We start from the raw sequence: 17,624 nt of genomic DNA on the forward strand, positions 1-17,624 counted from the left end.
GTAAAAAAGCGGGAGAAAGCCGCCGCTCAGGCGGCAAAAAGGTTGGACAGCGGGTCGGACAGCGCGATCACATCATCCCGGCGAGCCTCGCCACGCCGATCGCACTGATCCCTCCGAGAATCGGGCCGACGACCGGCACCCACGCGTATGACCAGTCAGACGATCCCTTCCCGGGAATCGGCAGGATCGAATGAGCGATGCGCGCACCGAAATCGCGAGCCGGGTTGATCGCAAAACCGGTCGGTCCGCCAAGCGAGAGTCCGATCCCATACACGATCAGCGCCACCGTCAGCGGGCCAAGCACACCGGTCGTGCCGACCGACTTGTTGAAGATCGCAACGACCAGAAAGACAAGGACAAACGTGCCGATGAATTCCGTGAGCATGTTCGCAAAGGGTGCGCGAATAGCCGGGCCCGTTGAGAAACAGGCGAGTTTGATTCCGGCATCTTCCGTGCTTTTCCAATGCGCGAGATACGCCAGCCAGACCAGCACTGCGCCGACAATGGCGCCAATGAGCTGCGCGCCAAGATAGGGCAACAGCTCCTCTTTCGGGAAGTGCCCCAATGCAAAGAACGCGAGTGTCACCGCAGGATTGAGGTGGCCCCGACTACCCAGCGCCACGGCAGTCACTACCCCCGCCAGCACCGCGAAAGCCCAGCCGGTAGCGATCACGATCCAGCCGGAATTTTGTCCCTTGGATTTCGTCAACAACACATTCGACACGACGCCGTTCCCCATCAACACAAGAATAGCAGTCCCAATCAATTCACCAACGAATCCGTTTTCCATGTCTCTCTCCTTCCTCGGTTTTAAATTATCTCCAGTTCAGCGCAGCGGTATGGACCGGCGCATCCCAGAGCCGTGCAAATTCATCGTCGAGCTCCGTCAGCGTGATCGAGCAACCTGCCATTTCCAGCGACGTCACATAGTTGCCGGTCAGGAAACGGGTGACCGAAATGCCACGTCCGCGCAGGATTCGTGTCGCAGCGGTCACCATCAGATAAAGCTCGACCAGCGGGGTGCCGCCGAAGCCATTGACGAGCAGCAGGCAATCGCGTCCATTTCGTGGCTCGAGATCATGGACAATCGACTCGACCAGCTCGGCCGCGATCGCATCCGCGCTTTCCAGCTTGACGCGCCGGCGGCCCGGTTCACCGTGGATACCGACACCCATTTCCATTTCATCGTCGCCGAGCGTGAACGTCGGACCACCGGCAGCCGGCACGATGCATGAGCTCAGCGCGACGCCCATCGAGCGGGTCCTGCCATTCACGGCCTGCGCCAGCGCCTGAAGCTCTTCAAGCGTCCGTCCCTCTTCGGCCGCGGCGCCCACCAGCTTCTCCACCACGAGCGTGCCGGCCACGCCGCGGCGCCCGATGGAGTAAGTCGACTTTTCGACGGCGACATCATCGTCCACGATGACGGTCAGCACCTTCCCTTCGGCGAGTTCAGCCGCCATCTCGAAGTTCATCACATCGCCTTCATAGTTCTTGACGATGAGCAGGCTGCCTGCACCGGTATCGACGTCATTGATTGCCGCTGCAATCTGGTCGGGGGTTGGCGACGTGAAAATCTGTCCCGGACATGCGGCATCCAGCATCCCGGTGCCGACGAAACCGACATGCAGCGGCTCATGTCCAGCGCCGCCCCCCGATATGAGACCCACCTTGCGTTGCCTGAGCGTTTTGCGCCGGACGAACTTTCGCTCGGCACCCAGCGTGACGATGTCTGCGTGAGCGGCAACAAAACCATCAAGCGATTCAGAAAGTACGTTCTCTGGTGCGTTGATCAGTTTTTTCACTCCGTCTCCTCCTGCTGTTGTCGTGGTGAAGCCAACGTGTTCGCCATTTGTGCAAGTGTCCGCGCGAAATCGGCGACCAGATGATCCATCCTGAGGTTCAACTCTGCGTCGTCGAGATCGGGCAGCGTCACGCTAATCGTGCGAGTCCTGTGCGCGGTGTCTGTTTGCAGGCGACGTCGCGGGTGAGCCTGGCGATAGAGATCGAGAAAAGCACTCCGCTCGGCAGCGGAAAAATGGCAGACCGAAAATATCGTGTTCAGATGGTCGACCGGGATCGGCGTCGCATACACAGGATTGGTAATCTGCGACACGAACGAACGATGTTTTCCCAGCGCCTGGGCCAGGTGCTGGCGCGTGCCCGAAGGGCGATTGTCCAGAACGCCGGTCAGGACGCGCTTGTATTCGGCTACCAGATCCTGCCGTGCGGGAGGCTTCTCTTCGTCGCTCATAAAGAACTCTTGATGGGGTTTTCGATGAGTGCGGCCTGGCGCGGAAGGCTCAACGTACTCAGGTCGACGTCTGCAATGGCGGCCTTGACCCGGCCGACGCCCGCGATGCCCACCGAGATCGACCGCAGGCCGCATGCCAGAAGCTGTGGCAGCACCGTCGGGTCGGCGGCCGCGTCTCCGCACAGGCTCACGCTGATGCCGGCACTTTCGCCGTATCGAACCACATTCGCGATCAGGCGCAACACACCCGGGTTGAGCGGGTCGGCGAGCGCGCTGACAGATTCGTTGTCCCGTCCCGCTGCCGTCACATATTGCGTAAGGTCATTCGAGCCGATGGAGAAGAAATCCGCGCTGAACAAATCCGGCGCGATCGCTGTCGCGGGCACTTCGATCATCATGCCCAGTGCAGGAACCCTGGCTGCGATCCCGGCCTGGTTCAGCAACTGCACTTCTTCATCGAGCATTGATCGGACCACCTCGAGCTCGGCAGGCACCGTGACCATCGGCACCATGATCTTCAGGTTGCCGTGCACGGCTGCCCTGGCGAGCGCGCGTAGCTGAATGCGGAAGGGCTCCGGACGGACGAGTGACAGGCGCACACCGCGCACGCCGAGAAACGGATTGCTTTCGCCGTCGATGGTCAGCCCTGCAATCGGCTTGTCTCCGCCAGCATCCAGCGTGCGTACGATCACGGGGCGTCCGGCGGACCAATCCAGAATGCGGCAATAGACGCCGTACTGGAAATCTTCGGTCGGCTGGGCAAGCTCGTCAGCAAAAAGCAGTTCCGTGCGGACCAGACCCACGCCATCGCATACCTCGACATCCAGCGCGTCGAGTTCCGCGACATCGGCGACGTTGATCGATACCGCCACGGTAATGCCATCGCGAGTGACAGCCGGCCGATGCGCGAACCGGTCGATCGCGATCCGCTCGGCAACGTCATTCTCCATGCGCAATCGGAACTGTTGCCGGTCCTCATCGGTCGGCTCAACGATCACGCTGCCGTCAACAGCATCGACGAGAATCTCGTTCGCGTCGGCGGGGATGCTACCCTGCAGCCCGACGATCATCGGCACACCTCTGGCACGCGCCAGCATTGCGACATGGCTGGTGGCGCTGCCCTCGGTCAGCACGATCGCGCTTCCGCGCGTCCAGTCGATCGACAGAAAGCGTGAAGGCGACAGGTCCCGACCGACAATCACCGCGCCGCTCGGGAGCGCATCCGAAGCGCATTCGCCATACAGGCAGGCCAGAACCCGATCGCGCAAGTCTTTCAGATCCGACGCGCGGGCCCGGAAATAGTCATTGCGCGACGCTTCATACGTTTCAATCTCGTCGTCCATTGCGCCGCGCCATGCCTCATCGGCGGAGACCCCCTGCCGAATCGCTGCGAAGATCGGTTCGCACAGCTCTTCGTCATCGGCCAGTGCGATCTGGAACCCGATGATCTCGGCACCCTGCGCATCCGCACGTTCGACCAGCGCTTGCAGTTGGCCAGTGGCGGTCTCGATCGCCGCGCGCAGAGCAGCGAGTTCCACGGCAGTATCCGCACTGGGGACACGGTGCGCGGACGTCACGTCATCCGCCGCCAGCCTCGTCTGCGGGCCAGCAGCGAACCCGACGGACGCAGGACGCCCCTTGAGGACCAGGCTAGCCATGACGGTGTCCGTCGGTCTGGCAAAGCTTGTCTTCGTCGAAGTTTCGCTCGACAAGCGCAACCAACGCTGCGACCGCGTCGCTCGCACCGTCGCCCGTTGCACGGAAGTAGAGCGACACGCCCGTTTCAGCCTGAAAACCCATCACCTTCACCGGACTTTTTGCATTGATCCAGGGGCCATCTGACGAAGTCGCCATCTCGACCTGCCCGGGAAAGGATTTCGCGAGCTGCGTGAGCTTGACGCTTGGTCGGGCATGCAGCCCCGTTTCATTGATCAAGCGAGCGCTTCCGATAGCAACCACATGCGACATTGATGTTTCTCCTCTTTCACTGCCGGTGAATTTCTTCGGCCATGCTCTTGACCTGGCCGACCGACGCGCCGCCGGACGCTTCTGCCGCCGCAATGATTGCGCCTTCGACAAGCGGCGCATCGCAGAGCGCGACCTTGTGCCGCCTGTCGGCATCCAGCATTTCGATCGCCATTTCGCTGTTTGTCTCAGCGCCGCCGAGATCGACGAGAATGACGACCCCGGCGTCCGACCATGCGCGGTCGATCGCCTTCATGATCGCGCCGACGTCGGTGCCGAGTCCGCCATCCGCGTTGCCGCCCGTATAGGCAAGCGGCACACTGTCGCCCACCATCTGACGCACCATATCCGCGGTTCCCTCGGCAATCTTCGCCGAGTGCGACACGATGACAATTCCTACGTTCGGCACGATGTCACGCTCCAAGAAAATCGCAAAATGCAGTAATAAGCAGTGCGGACGAACGCGCACCGGGGTCCATGTGACCAATCGATCGTTCACCGAGGAATGACGCCCGTCCGCGCACCGCCAGCATCGGGATGGTCGCATCGGCCGCCGACGCCGCCCTGCGCTTGACGCGGTCGAGGACGTTGTCAGTGCCAACGCATAGTTCTTCGTGTACAGGCACCAGAACATCCAGCAGGGTCTTTTGTCCGGCAGTCGACTTGCCGCGTCGCTCAACGGCAGCGATCGCCGCGTGGAACGCATTGCCCACGTCGACGAGATTCGGCTCGGCGGGCAGCTCCTTTCCAAGCGTCATGAAGAAAGTGCCGTAGAGCGGCCCCGATGCGCCGCCGACCGTCATCACGAGCGTCTTGCCGACTTCGGTCAGCGCCTGCGGGAGCGGCTGTTGCGAAATGTCGCCCGCAAGTTCTGCCACGCGTTCAAAGCCGCGCTTCATGTTGAGCCCGTGATCGCCGTCGCCGATTGCCTGATCCAGCGCGGTCAACTCCTCGGTATGCGTGATCACCGTCTGCGCGACGGCCTGAAGCAGCGCCCTGAGTGTCTCTTGTTCCACTGCCCTTCTCCATTGTCTTTGCGCGACCATCGGTGCGGTCGACGATAGTCTGTCTGGCGACTGCGCCCAGTATCGTCTGGATGAATCGCGTGTTTAGTTAAAAAAACATGTCACTAAACTTTGAATGGAGTCTATCAGGAGATTTTCGGGTCGTTATTGGGGGAAACCCGCGATTTTGGCGGGGTTGAGTGGCCGTAGCGGAATCTGACGACCAGGATTTACTGAACAAAAGTTGAGCGCGATGTTGAGTGTAATGTTGAGCGTTGTCCTCGCTGGAGTCGCGCCCTGCACTCAATCGCCCTCCTTCGGGCATCGGCAAACGGCGATATGCGCCAATGTGCTGCGTCAGATCGGCAACAGCGTCGCCAGCACCACCTGCGTCTCTGCGCTCTGGACGACCTTCCGCCGCGTATCGCGACGAGCCAGTGCGACACCGCGCGCGCCGCGGACAGTGCCACAATACGGCACGCACCGGGCATCGGCTCATTCGGCCAATGCCCGGCGTCGCATCACCGTCAGAACTTGTGCCGCAGCCCGATGCTGACGATCTCCTGCGTGTTCGTCCCCGGCACGCCATACGAACCCACCGATGCCTGCGCGCCGGTCAGCGACCCGTCTTCCGCGCGCGTCGTACCGCTCGCATGCTGCCACGCGCCGACGAGATACACGTCGGTGCGCTTCGACAGGTGGTAATCCGCGCCGAGCGATACCTGGTGATAGGTCGCGTTCGTATCGCCGCTCGATTTCGTATAGCTGTAACCGGCACCCAGCAACAGCGCCGACGTCGCCTGGTAGTTCACGAATCCCTGGCCCGTATTGAATTTCTCGGTCGCGCCGAACGCCGACTGCGCGTCCGCCTTGTACTGCGCATTGCTGTATCCGACACCGAACGTGAACGGGCCCGCGACGTACTGCGCGGCCACGCGGCCGATGTTGATCGACTTCGCGCTCTGGTAGCCGAGGTTGATCAGCGAGCCGTCGAACGTGCCGTCCGACGTGCCGCCCCACGTCGTGCGCTTCGCGCCGGCGACGGACGGATTGTTCGCGACGAAATAACCGCCCGCGATCGACAGCGGGCCGTTGTTGTACGCGGCCGCGGCCGACCAGGTCTGACCCGAGCCGGTTTGGCCGGCGACGCCGCCGAACGCGTACATCGCTTCGACCTGAAGGCCGCCGAACACGGGCGACACGTACTTCAGCGCATTGTTGGTACGCGAGCTGTTGTCGTAGTTGTCGACGTCGCCCGCGGTCGCGAACGTGCCGCTGAACGCGTTGTCGCCGGTGATCCCCTGAACCAGGTCGACGACCGGGTCGTACTGGCGGCCCATCGTGAGCGTGCCGTACTGCTCGCTGTTCAGCCCGACGAACGCCTGGCGCCCGAACTCGCGGGATCCCTGCCCCATCTTGCCCGTATTCGGATTGAAACCGCTCTCGAGCTGGAAGATCGCCTTCAGGCCGCCCCCGAGATCCTCGGCGCCCTTCAAGCCCCAGCGGCTGCCCGACAGCGTGCCCTGGTAGAGGCCGACCTGGTTGCGTCCGTCCGACGTCGCGTTGTGGATGAACTGGATCGAGTCGTCGACCACGCCGTACAGCGTGACGCTGGTTTGCGCGTGTGCAAGGCCGGAAACGCCGGCGAGTGCGAGCGAAAGCGTGGGCAGAATGATGCGTTGCATGTTGTGTCTGAGATTCATGACGAAAAGAAGGACAACTATTGAATCCAATGATTTCGGTGGGTGACTTCGGCAACCTCGGGTCGCGCTCGCGAAACGTGCGCTGCATCGCGCGACGTGAGGCACGATAGCGCGCAAATGTGTCACAAAAACACACAATGCAAACAAACGACACATCCTGGTGACACGTGGCCGATTGCGCACGCCGCGCAGTCTGCGCTCGAAGCTCTCGCTGGCGGTCGTGATCGTCGTGTTGCCCTGGTTCGGCGCGCCAGAATGGAGCCGGCATGCAGCTCGCCGGTCCCCGCACGGAATCCGCACACGGCGGGAATCCGAAGATCCGCCCTTTCGTACGACGAAAATCACCTATAGTGATTCAGTGAAAGCGGGGGACCGGTTCCGCGCGTCGTTCAAGCGGCGCGGAACGCTGTCGCGCGTGTCGTCAACCTACCGACAAGGATTCGCCATGACCTTCGGCATCAGCAAGGATCCACGCATCGACATGCATCTGAACAACGGCATGTTCAACGGACGTCCGATCTACATCCACTACACGTCGCAAGCAGGCCACACCGCGATCAGGATGCAGTGCTGCATCATGGGAACGCCCAATGCGGCTCGCCGGGGCGCGCGTGCGCAGCCGGGCGTGTATCTCGCGATGGCGAAGGACGCGATGAACGGCGAACGCGCGCATCAGACGCTGTTTCTCGGCGCGGACCGCTATCGCCTCAGCGCCACACATTGCTTCATCTTCACGTTCAACAGCGATCCGTTCCTGTCTGCGCAACCCGTCAGCCAAGGGAGCAATGTGGATGAGGTGATCTACCCCGGCAACATCCCTTTTCGCAGCATCAACGTGATCTACGACGGGCGCAATCCGTTTCTGTGAAGGTCAGTCCGGATATTTCCGGTCGAATGCGCGGTTGTTCGCCTCGATGGCGTTGAGTGCATCTTCCGCCCAGGCCTTAAGCGCAACGACGAGCGGAAGCAGCGTGTCCGCCAGCGGGCTCAACGAGTACTCCACGCGCAGCGGCAGTTCGTCGTAGACGCTTCGCTCGATCAGGCCGTCGCGTTCCATCGCACGCAGCGTCTGGGTCAACATCTTCTGCGAAACCCCTTCCAGACGGCGCCGGATGTCGCCGAAACGCATTGGCCCGTCCTGCAGCGCGACCATGGTCAGCACCGTCCATTTCTGCCCGATGCGCGACAGCACCGTGCGGGACGGACAGACTTTCAGGAATGCATCCGGCGGCAGCTCGATTTTTTTCGACATGGTTACTCTCAGGTACCTAATTGATTGCGGAAACCATCCTTGAAAGAATGGTACGACCTAATCAATTACGAGGTGCACCATCATGAAGATCGCATTCCTGGGCGGCGGGAATTTCGGCGGGAATCTGGCCCAGCTCCTGGCTGCGGCCGGACACGACATCGTGGTCGGATTGCGCGATATGTCGAGGGCGCGGCCCGGCGCGCGATACGCAATTGCGTCGCTGGAAGATGCCGCCACGCACGGTGACGTCGTCATCATTGCCGTGCTATATCAGGCGTGCGCGGAGGTACTGCCTCCGCTGGCTCGACTGCTGTCAGGAAAAATCGTTGTTGATGCAACCAACGCGCTGCAGGATGACTGGTCGCCGCTCCCGCTCGGTCAGGACGGTTCGGCCACCGAGGCGATCGCTCGCCTGCTCCCGCAAGCGCGTCTCGTGAAGTGCTTCAACACCGTGTTCGCCGACATCATGACGCCGGACCGCGTCGATCGAGGCGGGCATGCCGTCACGGCGTTCATTGCAGGCGACGATGCCGAGGCCAATGCCACCGTCGCAACGATCGCAACCAGTGCCGGACTCGCTCCGGTCGTCACCGGCACCTTGCACAACGCCCGCTATCTGGAGGCCATCGCGCATCTCAATATTCAAATTGCGGTCGGAAGAGGGGGTGGAACGAACGCAGGCTTTATCTACCATCAGGTGCGTGCCTGATTCCGGTTCTGATCGGCGAACTGGCTGAATGCACGGGATGCATTCAGCCTGACAACCGACACATTCCTTTCGTGAGCGACGCATCGCTTTCCGCGCGCGTCAGTCCACCCCGATCGCCCGCCGCACCGACAGCGCGATCCCGTCGGCCGCGCGCCGCACGTCGTCGAGCGACGGGAACGACGGCGCGATCCGCAGATGCCGGTCGTCCGGATCCTCGCCATACGGAAAGGCGGCGCCGGCTGGCGTCAACACGAGCCCGGCCTCTGCCGCAAGCGCGACCGTGCGTTTCGCGTGCCCCGGCGGCACATGCAGGCTGATGAAATAACCGCCTTCCGGCTGCGTCCACGACACGTCGGGCAGGTCGGCAAAGCGCGCGCCGAATGCCTGATGCACCGCGTCGAACTTCGGCCGCAGCAGCGCGCGATGGCGCGCCATCAGCGCGTCGAGCCCCGCGCGATCGCGCAGCGCATGGACGTGGCGCAGCTGGTTCAGCTTGTCCGGGCCGATCGTGCGGATCGTCACATGCCGCTGCCACCAGTCGACGTTGCGTCGCGACGACGCGAGAAACGCCACCGCGGCGCCGCCGAACGTCACCTTCGACAGCGACGCGAACACCAGCGCGCGATCAGGATACCCGGCCGCCGCGCATGCGCCGATGATGTTCGGCGTCGTGTGCGACACGTCGGTCAGGTGATGGAAGCGATACGCGTCGTCCCAGAACAGCCGGAAATCGGCCGCCGCCGTCGGCATCGACGCGAGCCGCCGCACCGTGTCGGCCGAGTAGATCGCGCCGCTCGGGTTGCTGTACAGCGGCACGCACCAGATGCCCTTGATCGACGGATCGTCGCGCACCAGCGCCTCGACGACGTCCATGTCGGGACCGTCGTCCCGCATCGGCACCGGGATCATGCGAATCCCGAGCGCCTCGCAGATGGCGAAATGCCGGTCGTAGCCGGGCACCGGGCACAGGAACGCCACATCGTGTTGCGTGTGCCACGCGCGCGCATCTGGCATGCCGAACAGCATCGCGAACGCGAGCGCGTCGTGCATCAGCGCGAGGCTCGCGTTGCCGGCCGCGACGACCTGTGCCGGCTCGACGTCGAGCAGCGCCGCGCCGAACTCGCGCGCTTCCGGCAAACCGAGCACATGCCCGTAGTTGCGGCAGTCGAAGCCGTCGCGCGACCGATGCCCCGCGTCGCCGGCCGCAGCGAACAGCGCGCTCGCCAGGTCGAGCTGCTCGGGCGCGGGCTTGCCGCGCGTCATGTCGAGGCGCATGCCCAGTTGCCGGAATTCGTCGTAGGTGTTCGGCATTACGTTGGTCTCCCGCCGCGCTCGCGGCTGCATGAAGGAATGCAGCCAGTATGCGAGCCGTTTGACGATCGGACAAATGCGTTGTTTTGAATGCTTTGATCAGATTTTCTGATACCGGCGAACACGCTCACCGTGTCGCACTCACAGCTGCGACTCAATCGGCAGCAGACCGAGAAACCAGATTTCCATCCTGCGCGCCGCCGACACTTCGGGTTCTGTATCGAGCTCCGTCGTCGACCCGTCCTCGTCCGTCTGAATCCACACGAGCCGCCCCCTCCCCGCCGGATCGGTCCGCAACGCGACCCGCCACGCGATCCGGTCGAGCCGCGACTCCAGATCGGTCGCCGCATCGGCCGCAATCGCAGGACTCTCGCAGTACACGCCGATCTCCGTGTTGAGCTTCAGCGAGCGCGGATCGAGGTTCATCGAGCCGATGAAGATGCTCTTGCGGTCGAAGACATACGTCTTCGCGTGCAGCGACGCGCGTGACGACCCGAACACGATGCGCTTCGAGATGCTCTTGCCACCGGATGGCCGCCGCTCGTACAGCAGCACGCCTGCGTCGACGAGGTCGCGACGATAGCGCCGGTAGCCGGCATGCACGGCCGCCACGTCGGTCGACGCGAGCGAGTTGGTGAGCACCGTCACGCGCACGCCGCGGGCGGTGAGCGCGCGCAGCCGCTCGACGCCGCCCTTGCCCGGCACGAAATACGGCGACACGATCAGCAGTTCGTGCTCCGGCTGCAGCGCGAGCGCCCGCAGTTGCGGCATCAGGTGCCCTTCGCTGTCGTTCGGCGCACGCGCGATCTTCGACGGATCGTCGTACAGCACGGTCGCACGCCCCCAGGACAATTCGGTACCCTGACCATGGATGATCTGCTCGAGCCGTTGCTTCGCCTCGAGCACGTACGGGTTGTCCTCCATCGCGCGCAGGTAGTCGCGCAACCGCTCGCGCTGCGTTTCCAGTCCGCCCGGCGCCGCGTCGTGGCCGACGAGCGTGCTGATCGGAAACGCGTACGGGGAATTCCAGAACGTATCGAATTCGGTCGAGATGTCGGTCACGACGGGACCGTGCACGACCACGTCGAGATCGCCGAATTCCACCATCGACGAAGCACCGAAATATTCGTCGCCGATATTGCGGCCGCCGACGATCGCGGCCTGGTTGTCGGCGATCATCGCCTTGTTGTGCATGCGCCGGTTGACGCGCGCGAACTCGAGCGCGGCACCGAGCTTCTTGAACGTGCGGCTGGCGACCGGATTGAAGAGCCTGATGTCGATGTTCGGATGCGCGCTGATCTCGAGCAGCTTGCGGTCGTCCGCGTTGGTGCCGAGATCGTCGAGCAGCACGCGTACGCGCACGCCGCGGTCCGCCGCGCGCAGGACGGCGTCGGCCAGCGCGTGCCCGGTCAGGTCGTCGTGCCAGATGTAGTACTGGAGATCGAGCGAACGGTCGGCGCGATCGGCGAGCAGCACGCGCGCGTCGAGCGCGTCGACCGGATCGCGCAGCAGATGAAACGCATCCTGGCCCGGATGCGCGGCGGCCTGCGGCCGGAACGCGATGCCGAGGCGCGTGTTGCCGGTGTCGGTGATCGCATGCGTCGGCTCGCGGTCGGCCTGCGGCGGAAGGCTGGCGCACGCGACCAGCGCCAGCAGCGAAAGCATCGCACTCAACGAACGCAGCGTGACCATGGTTGCCGTCCCCCTCGCCGGCGAAGCGTGTTCTGTTACGTCGGTCGGACGTGCCGGCCGACGCACAGCATACCTGCCTGTGCCGGCGCTGACGGAAATCTTCGAACGCTCGTCGTGTGTTCCGGGGTAATCCTCGTGTGTGTGCAAAGTTAGGCGGTTGCGTCAACGCGACGGACCAGCGTCCTATCCAAACGCCAACCAGTACATCAACAGGATATTCAGCGGCAGCAGCAGTGCAGCGGTCGGTGCCTGCGCCTTGATCACCGCGAACTTGTCGGGCAACTGCAGCAACGCAACCGGCACGATGTTGAAATTGGCGGCCATCGGCGTCAACAGCGTCCCCGAATAGCCGGAGAACATGCCGATCGCGCAAACCACGGCGGGATTCGCGTGATGCAGCCCGATCAGCACCGGGATGCCGACGCCTCCGGTCATGACGGGAAAGGCGGCAAATGCATTGCCCATCACGATGGTCAGCGATGCCATGCCGAGGCAGTACACGGCGACCGCGATCAGGCGGTTGTCCATCGGCACGTACGCGGTAACGAGGTGAGACGTGGCCTGCCCTACGCCCGCGGCGGCAAATACGAGCCCCAGTATGCCGAGCAACTGCGGGAGCGCCACCGTCCAGCCGAGCGATTCCGTCAGGCGGCGGCCCTCCTTGACAGCCTGATAGCCACCTTCGCGAGTAGTCGCGCACGCGAGGATCGCCGCCAGCACGCAGCCCAGCCCGAACGACACAAGCGTCGCGTTTCGCGGATCGATCAGCAAGCGGCCCGCTATCGCGAGATGTGGCGCACCGAACGTGCCGGCGATCGTGACCGCAGGAATCGTCAGCGCAGGAATGAACAGCCGGTTGCCGAGCCGTGCCGCGCCGGCTGCCTGTTGCCCTGGCAAGCTCGCGGCCTTCTGCGCCGCCACCACGCCGCCGAATCCGGCAATCAGCGTCATCGTGACAAGCAGCGCGCCCACACCCGGCAATGGCAGGAAATCGGCTCCCAGAAAGAGCAGCGCATAAATTAGCCAGAACGACCCGGTTTGCAGCCGCCGAGGATGCGAGCGATCCGCGAGGATCAGCATCGCGATGACGGCAAGCAGGCCACCCGTCAGCCAGTACAGATAGTCGACAGACAGGATCGTCGTGCTCATCGTGATTCTCCCGGCGCAATCGCGTCTGAGCGCGGCGCATCGATCGTCATCGGAGTGCCCGCCGAACGGGTGGTTGACGCGACAGAAGCCTGCAACGAGCGCTCAAAGTGGCGCAGACGGATCGTATGAATCACGAACGCGCACAACGCGGTCGGCATGCTCCACGCGGCAACGTGTGCCGGTATCACGTCGATGCCGGCCTGACGGAGGAACGTCACCATCAGCAGGATCGCGCCAAACGCGACGAAGATGTCCTCGCCGAACATCAGGCCGATGTTGTCGGTCGCGGCGCACATCGCCTTGATCCGCTGCATCGCGGACCGTTCGAGCGTGCCGTGATGCCGTTGTGCGGTGGATTCGACCATCGGCGACAGCAACGGCCGGACCATCTGCGCATGCCCGCCCAGGCCCACCAGGCCGAGCGCTGCACTTACGCCTCGCACGGCGAGGTAGGTCGTGAGCAGGCGCGCGACGGTCGCGCGACGGAAGCGCGCGATCCACCGTTCCGCCTGCTCGCGCAGGCCGTGTCGCTCCAGCATGCCGATCACCGCAAGCGGCAACAGCACGATCAGCGGCAACGAGCGCGTGTTGCAGAAACCCGTGCCAAGCAGCGTGAGTATCCTGTCGACCGAAAGGCCGGCCAGCAGTGCTGTCGTCAATGCCGACACGAGCACGATCAGCATCGGATTCAACCGAATCGCAAAGCCGAGCACGATCACGCCAATGCCGAGCAATGGCCAAAAGTTGATGGTATTCATGAGGTTCCCCGGTGCGAAGCGCCGGCTCGGCGCTTCGCTTGACGAGTGGAAGATACGAATGGAAAGACGCGAATGCAGCGATCGTCAGCCGGGATGCGTGGCCGGTTCACGCCGATCGACTTCGACGCTGCCGCCGGGCTCGCGCTCGCCTTCGTCACGGCCTTCGACCGCGTGCCCGTAACCGCCGCCCGTTGGCGTCTGGACCACGAACACATCACCCGGATTCATCTCGACCTCGTCGCAACTGGCGAGCGGCTCGATCCGCCCGTCGATGCGCTCGACCCAGTTCATGCCCGGCTGCCCCGGTTCGCCTCCCGCCATCCCGTAGGGCCTGACGCGTCGATGGTCGGACAGGATCCCGGCCGTCATGCGTTCCAGAAAGCGAATCCGTCTCAGTGCGCCCGGGCCACCCTGCCAGCGCCCGCGCCCGCCGGTGCCATGCCGGATCGAATGCTCCTGTACCTGCACCGGGAAGCGCCATTCGAGCACCTCGGGATCGGTCATCCGCGAGTTCGTCATGTGCGTCTGCACCGGCGTCGAGCCGTGAAATCCCGGACCTGCGCCCACACCGCCCGCAATCGTCTCGTAGTATTGGTAGCGCGCGTTGCCGAACGTGAAGTTGTTCATCGAGCCTTGCGACGCGGCGCAAGCCGACAATGCGCCGTAGATCGCATCGACCACGCTCTGCGAGGTCTCGACGTTGCCCGCCACCACGGCGGCCGGGTAACGCGGACTCAGAATCGAGCCGTCCGGAATCACGAGGTTCAGCGGCTTCAGACAGCCGGCGTTGAGCGGGATATCGTCGTCGACAAGCGAGCGGAACACGTACAGTACGGCGGCATGGCATACCGCTCGCGGCGCGTTGAAATTGTCCGGCTGCTGCGGCGTGGTGCCGGTGAAGTCGATGGTCGCGCTGCGCGTTTGCCGGTCGATCGACAGACGCACGTTGATCACCGAGTGACGGTCCGTCTCATACGAGAATTCGCCGTCCACCAGCACATCGATCACGCGGCGTACGGCCTCCTCCGCGTTGTCCTGAACATGCTGCATGTACGCATTGACGACGTCGAGGCCGTATTCGCGCACCAGCCGGCGCAGTTCCCGGACGCCCTTTTCGTTCGCGGCGATCATCGCGCGGAAGTCCGCGACGTTCTGGTCGATGGCGCGCGACGGGTAAGCGCCCGAACCGAGCAGTTCGCGAACTTCATGCTCGCGCAGACGGCCGTTTTCGACGAGCAGGAAGTTGTCGATCAGGACCCCTTCCTCATCGATATGCCGCGAGCGCGGCGGCATCGATCCCGGCGAGATGCCGCCGATATCGGCCTGGTGCCCGCGCGATCCGACGTAGAACAAGACCTCGCCGGCCTCGCCAAAAACCGGCGTGATCACGGTGACGTCGGGCAGATGCGTGCCGCCGTTGTACGGCGCATTCAACGCATAGACGTCACCGGGTTTCATCCGTCCGGCGTTCTCACGGATCACGGTACGGATGGATTCGCCCATCGAGCCCAGATGCACGGGCATGTGCGGCGCGTTCGCAATCAGGTTGCCGTGCCGATCGAACAGCGCACACGAAAAATCGAGGCGCTCCTTGATATTGACCGAGTACGCGGTGTTGGCCAACGTCAACCCCATCTGTTCGGCGATGGCCATGAACAGGTTGTTGAAGACTTCGAGCTTCACGGGATCCGCATCGGTTCCGATCGCGGCGCGCGTTGCGAGTGCTTCGACGCGACGCAGCACCATGTGATCGGCCGCCGCCACGCGTGCCTGCCAGCCAGGTTCGACAATGGTCGTCGCATGATCGTCGGCGATGATTGCCGGTCCGCTGACCACATCGCCGGGTTGCAGGTCGGCGTAACGAAACACAGGTGCCGCGCGTGATTCGCCGTCGCAGAACATCTCGACCGTTCGCCGCGCCTTGGGCGACGCATCGCGGCTTTCCGCAGAGGCGCCCGCGTTGACCTTCGCGGCTTCGCCAGAACGCCCGATGATTTCCACCGAAATGGCTTCGACCACGAGCGCCTTGCCTTCCATCAGGAACGCATAACGCGCCCGGTATTCGCGCTCGAAAGCGTCGCGGATCTGCTCCAGCGAGCCGTACGGCAGGATCAGGCAGGTATCCGTTCCTTCATAGCGAACGTGCGCGCGCCGTATCACCACGATCCGGCTGTCGTCGACGCCCTGCTCGCGGACCTGCGCGACCGCGCCAGACACGAGGCCGATGAAGCTGTGATCCAGCTTCTGCATCGACGCGGCCGCGAGCGGTTCTTCGATTGCGCATTCGCGCATCGCAGTGAGATCGGCGAGTCCCATCCCGTATGCGGACAGCACACCTGCATAGGCATGCACGCAAATGCTCGACATGCCGAGCGTGTCGGCGATCAGGCACGCGTGCTGGCCGCCCGCGCCACCGAAGCACTGCAACGTGTACTGGGTCGCGTCGTACCCGCGTTGCACGGACACCTTCTTGATCGCATTCGCCATATTCTGCACGGCGATTTCGATGAAGCCCTCCGCCACCTCTTCGGGACGCCGGCGCTTGCCGGTTGCCGTTTCGATATCCCGCGCGAGTTGCGTGAACTTCTCGCGCACCACGTCGACATCGAGCGGCGCCGCGCCGGATTCGCCGAACACATGCGGAAACAGGTCCGGACGGATCTTGCCGAGCAGCACATTGCAATCGGTGACGGTCAGCGGGCCACCGCGACGATAGCTGGCCGGCCCCGGATTCGCGCCGGCCGAATCGGGGCCGACCCGGAACCGCGCGCCGTCGAAATGAACGATGGAGCCGCCACCTGCCGCGACCGTATGGATGCTCATCATCGGGGCGCGCATTCTGACGCCTGCCACCTGGGTGTCGAACGCGCGCTCGTATTCCCCGGCGAAATGCGAAACATCGGTGGAGGTGCCGCCCATGTCGAAGCCGATGATCTTGTCGAAGCCCGCCTGCACCGCCGTGCGCACCATCCCGACAATGCCGCCTGCCGGGCCGGACAGAATGCTGTCCTTGCCTTGAAACAACGACGCATCGGTCAAGCCGCCGGACGACTGCATGAACATCAGCCTGACGCCGTCGAGCGCGGCGGCGACGCGGTCGACATAGCGTCGCAGCACCGGCGAAAGATACGCGTCCACGACGGTCGTGTCGCCACGCGATACGAATTTCATCAACGGCGACACTTCGTGCGACACGGAGATCTGCGTGAAGCCGATCTCCTGCGCGAGTCGCGCAGCCGCCTGTTCGTGCGCGGGAAAGCGATAACCGTGCATGAAGACGATGGCCACCGACCGGAAGCCGGCCTCCCAGGCCTGCTTCAGTTGCGCGAGCGTGTTGCGCTCGTCGATCGGCACGGCCACTTCGCCACGCGCGCCGACGCGCTCGTCGACTTCGAATACGTCCGCATACAGCAGATCGGGAAGCCTGATGTTCAGATCGAACAGGCGCGGCCGATTCTGATAGCCGATCCGCAGCACGTCGCGAAAGCCGCGTGTCACGAACAGCGCGGTTGGCGCACCCTTGCGCTCCAGCAGCGCATTGGTCGCGACGGTCGTGCCCATTTTCACCGCGTCGATCCGGTCCGATGGGATCGGCTCGCCGGGCGCGACACCCAGCGCACGCCGGATGCCTTCCAGGGCCGCGTCTTCGTATTGCTCGGGATTTTCGGAAAGCAGCTTGCTCACCGCCAGCGTGCCATCCGGTGCCTTGGCGACGATATCGGTGAACGTGCCGCCGCGATCGATCCAGAACTGCCATTTCCCGTTGCTTCCGTTGCTGCCATTGCTCCCGCTGTTTTCAAATACGGACTGACTCATGACTCCTCCGGCTG

16 protein-coding genes are annotated in these 17,624 nt (G+C 63.6%); 2 read left to right on the forward strand and 14 right to left on the reverse strand.

The genetic code is table 11. The annotated features are described in order from the left end of the window. Window positions 1-67: 67 nt before the first annotated feature. From G3N94_RS08090 to G3N94_RS08125, 8 genes are all read right to left on the reverse strand, one after another. Complete coding sequence (locus G3N94_RS08090; protein WP_205791802.1) at window positions 68-790, reverse strand: MIP/aquaporin family protein; 723 nt, start codon at window positions 788-790, stop codon at window positions 68-70. Between the two features lie 25 nt (window positions 791-815). Continuing rightward, complete coding sequence (gene dhaK, locus G3N94_RS08095) at window positions 816-1,802, reverse strand: dihydroxyacetone kinase subunit DhaK (RefSeq protein WP_205791803.1); 987 nt, start codon at window positions 1,800-1,802, stop codon at window positions 816-818. Next, window positions 1,799-2,251, reverse strand: coding sequence for a hypothetical protein (locus tag G3N94_RS08100; RefSeq protein ID WP_205791804.1), 453 nt, complete (start codon window positions 2,249-2,251; stop codon window positions 1,799-1,801). Before G3N94_RS08100 ends, dhaK begins: the two co-directional genes overlap by 4 nt. Beyond that, on the reverse strand, window positions 2,248-3,909 hold the full coding sequence (ptsP, locus tag G3N94_RS08105) for a phosphoenolpyruvate--protein phosphotransferase (protein ID WP_205791805.1): 1,662 nt from the start codon (window positions 3,907-3,909) through the stop codon (window positions 2,248-2,250). Before ptsP ends, G3N94_RS08100 begins: the two co-directional genes overlap by 4 nt. Beyond that, the gene (locus tag G3N94_RS08110) at window positions 3,902-4,219 is read right to left on the reverse strand and encodes an HPr family phosphocarrier protein (protein ID WP_205791806.1); all 318 of its coding nucleotides are present in this window, start codon (window positions 4,217-4,219) and stop codon (window positions 3,902-3,904) included. The genes ptsP and G3N94_RS08110 overlap by 8 nt, the downstream gene beginning before the upstream one ends. Window positions 4,220-4,235: 16 nt before the next feature. Continuing rightward, window positions 4,236-4,685: a dihydroxyacetone kinase phosphoryl donor subunit DhaM gene (gene dhaM, locus G3N94_RS08115; protein WP_205791807.1), complete on the reverse strand. Its 450-nt coding sequence runs from the start codon at window positions 4,683-4,685 to the stop codon at window positions 4,236-4,238. Further along, window positions 4,630-5,232, reverse strand: a complete 603-nt coding sequence (dhaL, locus tag G3N94_RS08120; RefSeq protein ID WP_205791809.1) for a dihydroxyacetone kinase subunit DhaL — start codon at window positions 5,230-5,232, stop codon at window positions 4,630-4,632. The genes dhaM and dhaL overlap by 56 nt, the downstream gene beginning before the upstream one ends. A gap of 515 nt (window positions 5,233-5,747) precedes the next feature. Next, entirely contained in the window at window positions 5,748-6,905 is a 1,158-nt protein-coding gene (locus G3N94_RS08125; protein ID WP_205791810.1) for a porin, read from the reverse strand. A 193-nt stretch (window positions 6,906-7,098) separates the two neighbouring features. On the opposite strand from G3N94_RS08125, the gene G3N94_RS08130 reads away from it, so the two are divergent. After that, on the forward strand, window positions 7,099-7,791 hold the full coding sequence (locus tag G3N94_RS08130) for a hypothetical protein (RefSeq protein WP_205791812.1): 693 nt from the start codon (window positions 7,099-7,101) through the stop codon (window positions 7,789-7,791). A gap of 3 nt (window positions 7,792-7,794) precedes the next feature. On the opposite strand, the gene G3N94_RS08135 is transcribed toward G3N94_RS08130, so the two are convergent. Then, window positions 7,795-8,175: a helix-turn-helix domain-containing protein gene (locus tag G3N94_RS08135; RefSeq protein ID WP_205791813.1), complete on the reverse strand. Its 381-nt coding sequence runs from the start codon at window positions 8,173-8,175 to the stop codon at window positions 7,795-7,797. Between the two features lie 82 nt (window positions 8,176-8,257). On the opposite strand from G3N94_RS08135, the gene G3N94_RS08140 reads away from it, so the two are divergent. Next, complete coding sequence (locus tag G3N94_RS08140) at window positions 8,258-8,884, forward strand: NAD(P)-binding domain-containing protein (RefSeq protein ID WP_205791814.1); 627 nt, start codon at window positions 8,258-8,260, stop codon at window positions 8,882-8,884. A gap of 99 nt (window positions 8,885-8,983) precedes the next feature. Here G3N94_RS08140 and G3N94_RS08145 read toward each other — a convergent pair whose 3' ends face one another. From G3N94_RS08145 to G3N94_RS08165, 5 genes are all read right to left on the reverse strand, one after another. Next, window positions 8,984-10,195: an aminotransferase class I/II-fold pyridoxal phosphate-dependent enzyme gene (locus G3N94_RS08145; RefSeq protein WP_205791815.1), complete on the reverse strand. Its 1,212-nt coding sequence runs from the start codon at window positions 10,193-10,195 to the stop codon at window positions 8,984-8,986. Window positions 10,196-10,336: 141 nt separating this feature from the next. After that, window positions 10,337-11,887, reverse strand: coding sequence for a phospholipase D family protein (locus G3N94_RS08150; protein ID WP_205791816.1), 1,551 nt, complete (start codon window positions 11,885-11,887; stop codon window positions 10,337-10,339). Between the two features lie 183 nt (window positions 11,888-12,070). Continuing rightward, the gene (locus G3N94_RS08155; protein ID WP_205791817.1) at window positions 12,071-13,036 is read right to left on the reverse strand and encodes a DUF979 domain-containing protein; all 966 of its coding nucleotides are present in this window, start codon (window positions 13,034-13,036) and stop codon (window positions 12,071-12,073) included. Next, window positions 13,033-13,794, reverse strand: a complete 762-nt coding sequence (locus G3N94_RS08160) for a DUF969 domain-containing protein (RefSeq protein WP_205791818.1) — start codon at window positions 13,792-13,794, stop codon at window positions 13,033-13,035. The genes G3N94_RS08155 and G3N94_RS08160 overlap by 4 nt, the downstream gene beginning before the upstream one ends. 84 nt (window positions 13,795-13,878) lie before the next feature. Continuing rightward, the gene (locus G3N94_RS08165; RefSeq protein ID WP_205791819.1) at window positions 13,879-17,610 is read right to left on the reverse strand and encodes a hydantoinase B/oxoprolinase family protein; all 3,732 of its coding nucleotides are present in this window, start codon (window positions 17,608-17,610) and stop codon (window positions 13,879-13,881) included. Window positions 17,611-17,624: the final 14 nt, after the last annotated feature.

It is taken from the genome of Burkholderia sp. Ac-20353, assembly GCF_017104785.1.
Classification (GTDB): Bacteria; Pseudomonadota; Gammaproteobacteria; order Burkholderiales; family Burkholderiaceae; genus Burkholderia.

Excerpts from the sequence above, each read along its gene's own strand:
- G3N94_RS08160 (WP_205791818.1), bottom strand. The coding sequence starts at position 13,794 with ATGAATACCATCAACTTTTGGCCATTGCTCGGCATTGGCGTGATCGTG.
- G3N94_RS08090 (WP_205791802.1), bottom strand. The coding sequence starts at position 790 with ATGGAAAACGGATTCGTTGGTGAATTGATTGGGACTGCTATTCTTGTG.
- G3N94_RS08125 (WP_205791810.1), bottom strand. The coding sequence starts at position 6,905 with ATGCAACGCATCATTCTGCCCACGCTTTCGCTCGCACTCGCCGGCGTT.
- G3N94_RS08100 (WP_205791804.1), bottom strand. The coding sequence starts at position 2,251 with ATGAGCGACGAAGAGAAGCCTCCCGCACGGCAGGATCTGGTAGCCGAA.
- G3N94_RS08150 (WP_205791816.1), bottom strand. The coding sequence starts at position 11,887 with ATGGTCACGCTGCGTTCGTTGAGTGCGATGCTTTCGCTGCTGGCGCTG.
- G3N94_RS08110 (WP_205791806.1), bottom strand. The coding sequence starts at position 4,219 with ATGTCGCATGTGGTTGCTATCGGAAGCGCTCGCTTGATCAATGAAACG.
- G3N94_RS08135 (WP_205791813.1), bottom strand. The coding sequence starts at position 8,175 with ATGTCGAAAAAAATCGAGCTGCCGCCGGATGCATTCCTGAAAGTCTGT.
- G3N94_RS08165 (WP_205791819.1), bottom strand. The coding sequence starts at position 17,610 with ATGAGTCAGTCCGTATTTGAAAACAGCGGGAGCAATGGCAGCAACGGA.
- G3N94_RS08145 (WP_205791815.1), bottom strand. The coding sequence starts at position 10,195 with ATGCCGAACACCTACGACGAATTCCGGCAACTGGGCATGCGCCTCGAC.
- G3N94_RS08155 (WP_205791817.1), bottom strand. The coding sequence starts at position 13,036 with ATGAGCACGACGATCCTGTCTGTCGACTATCTGTACTGGCTGACGGGT.
- G3N94_RS08140 (WP_205791814.1), top strand. The coding sequence starts at position 8,258 with ATGAAGATCGCATTCCTGGGCGGCGGGAATTTCGGCGGGAATCTGGCC.
- ptsP (WP_205791805.1), bottom strand. The coding sequence starts at position 3,909 with ATGGCTAGCCTGGTCCTCAAGGGGCGTCCTGCGTCCGTCGGGTTCGCT.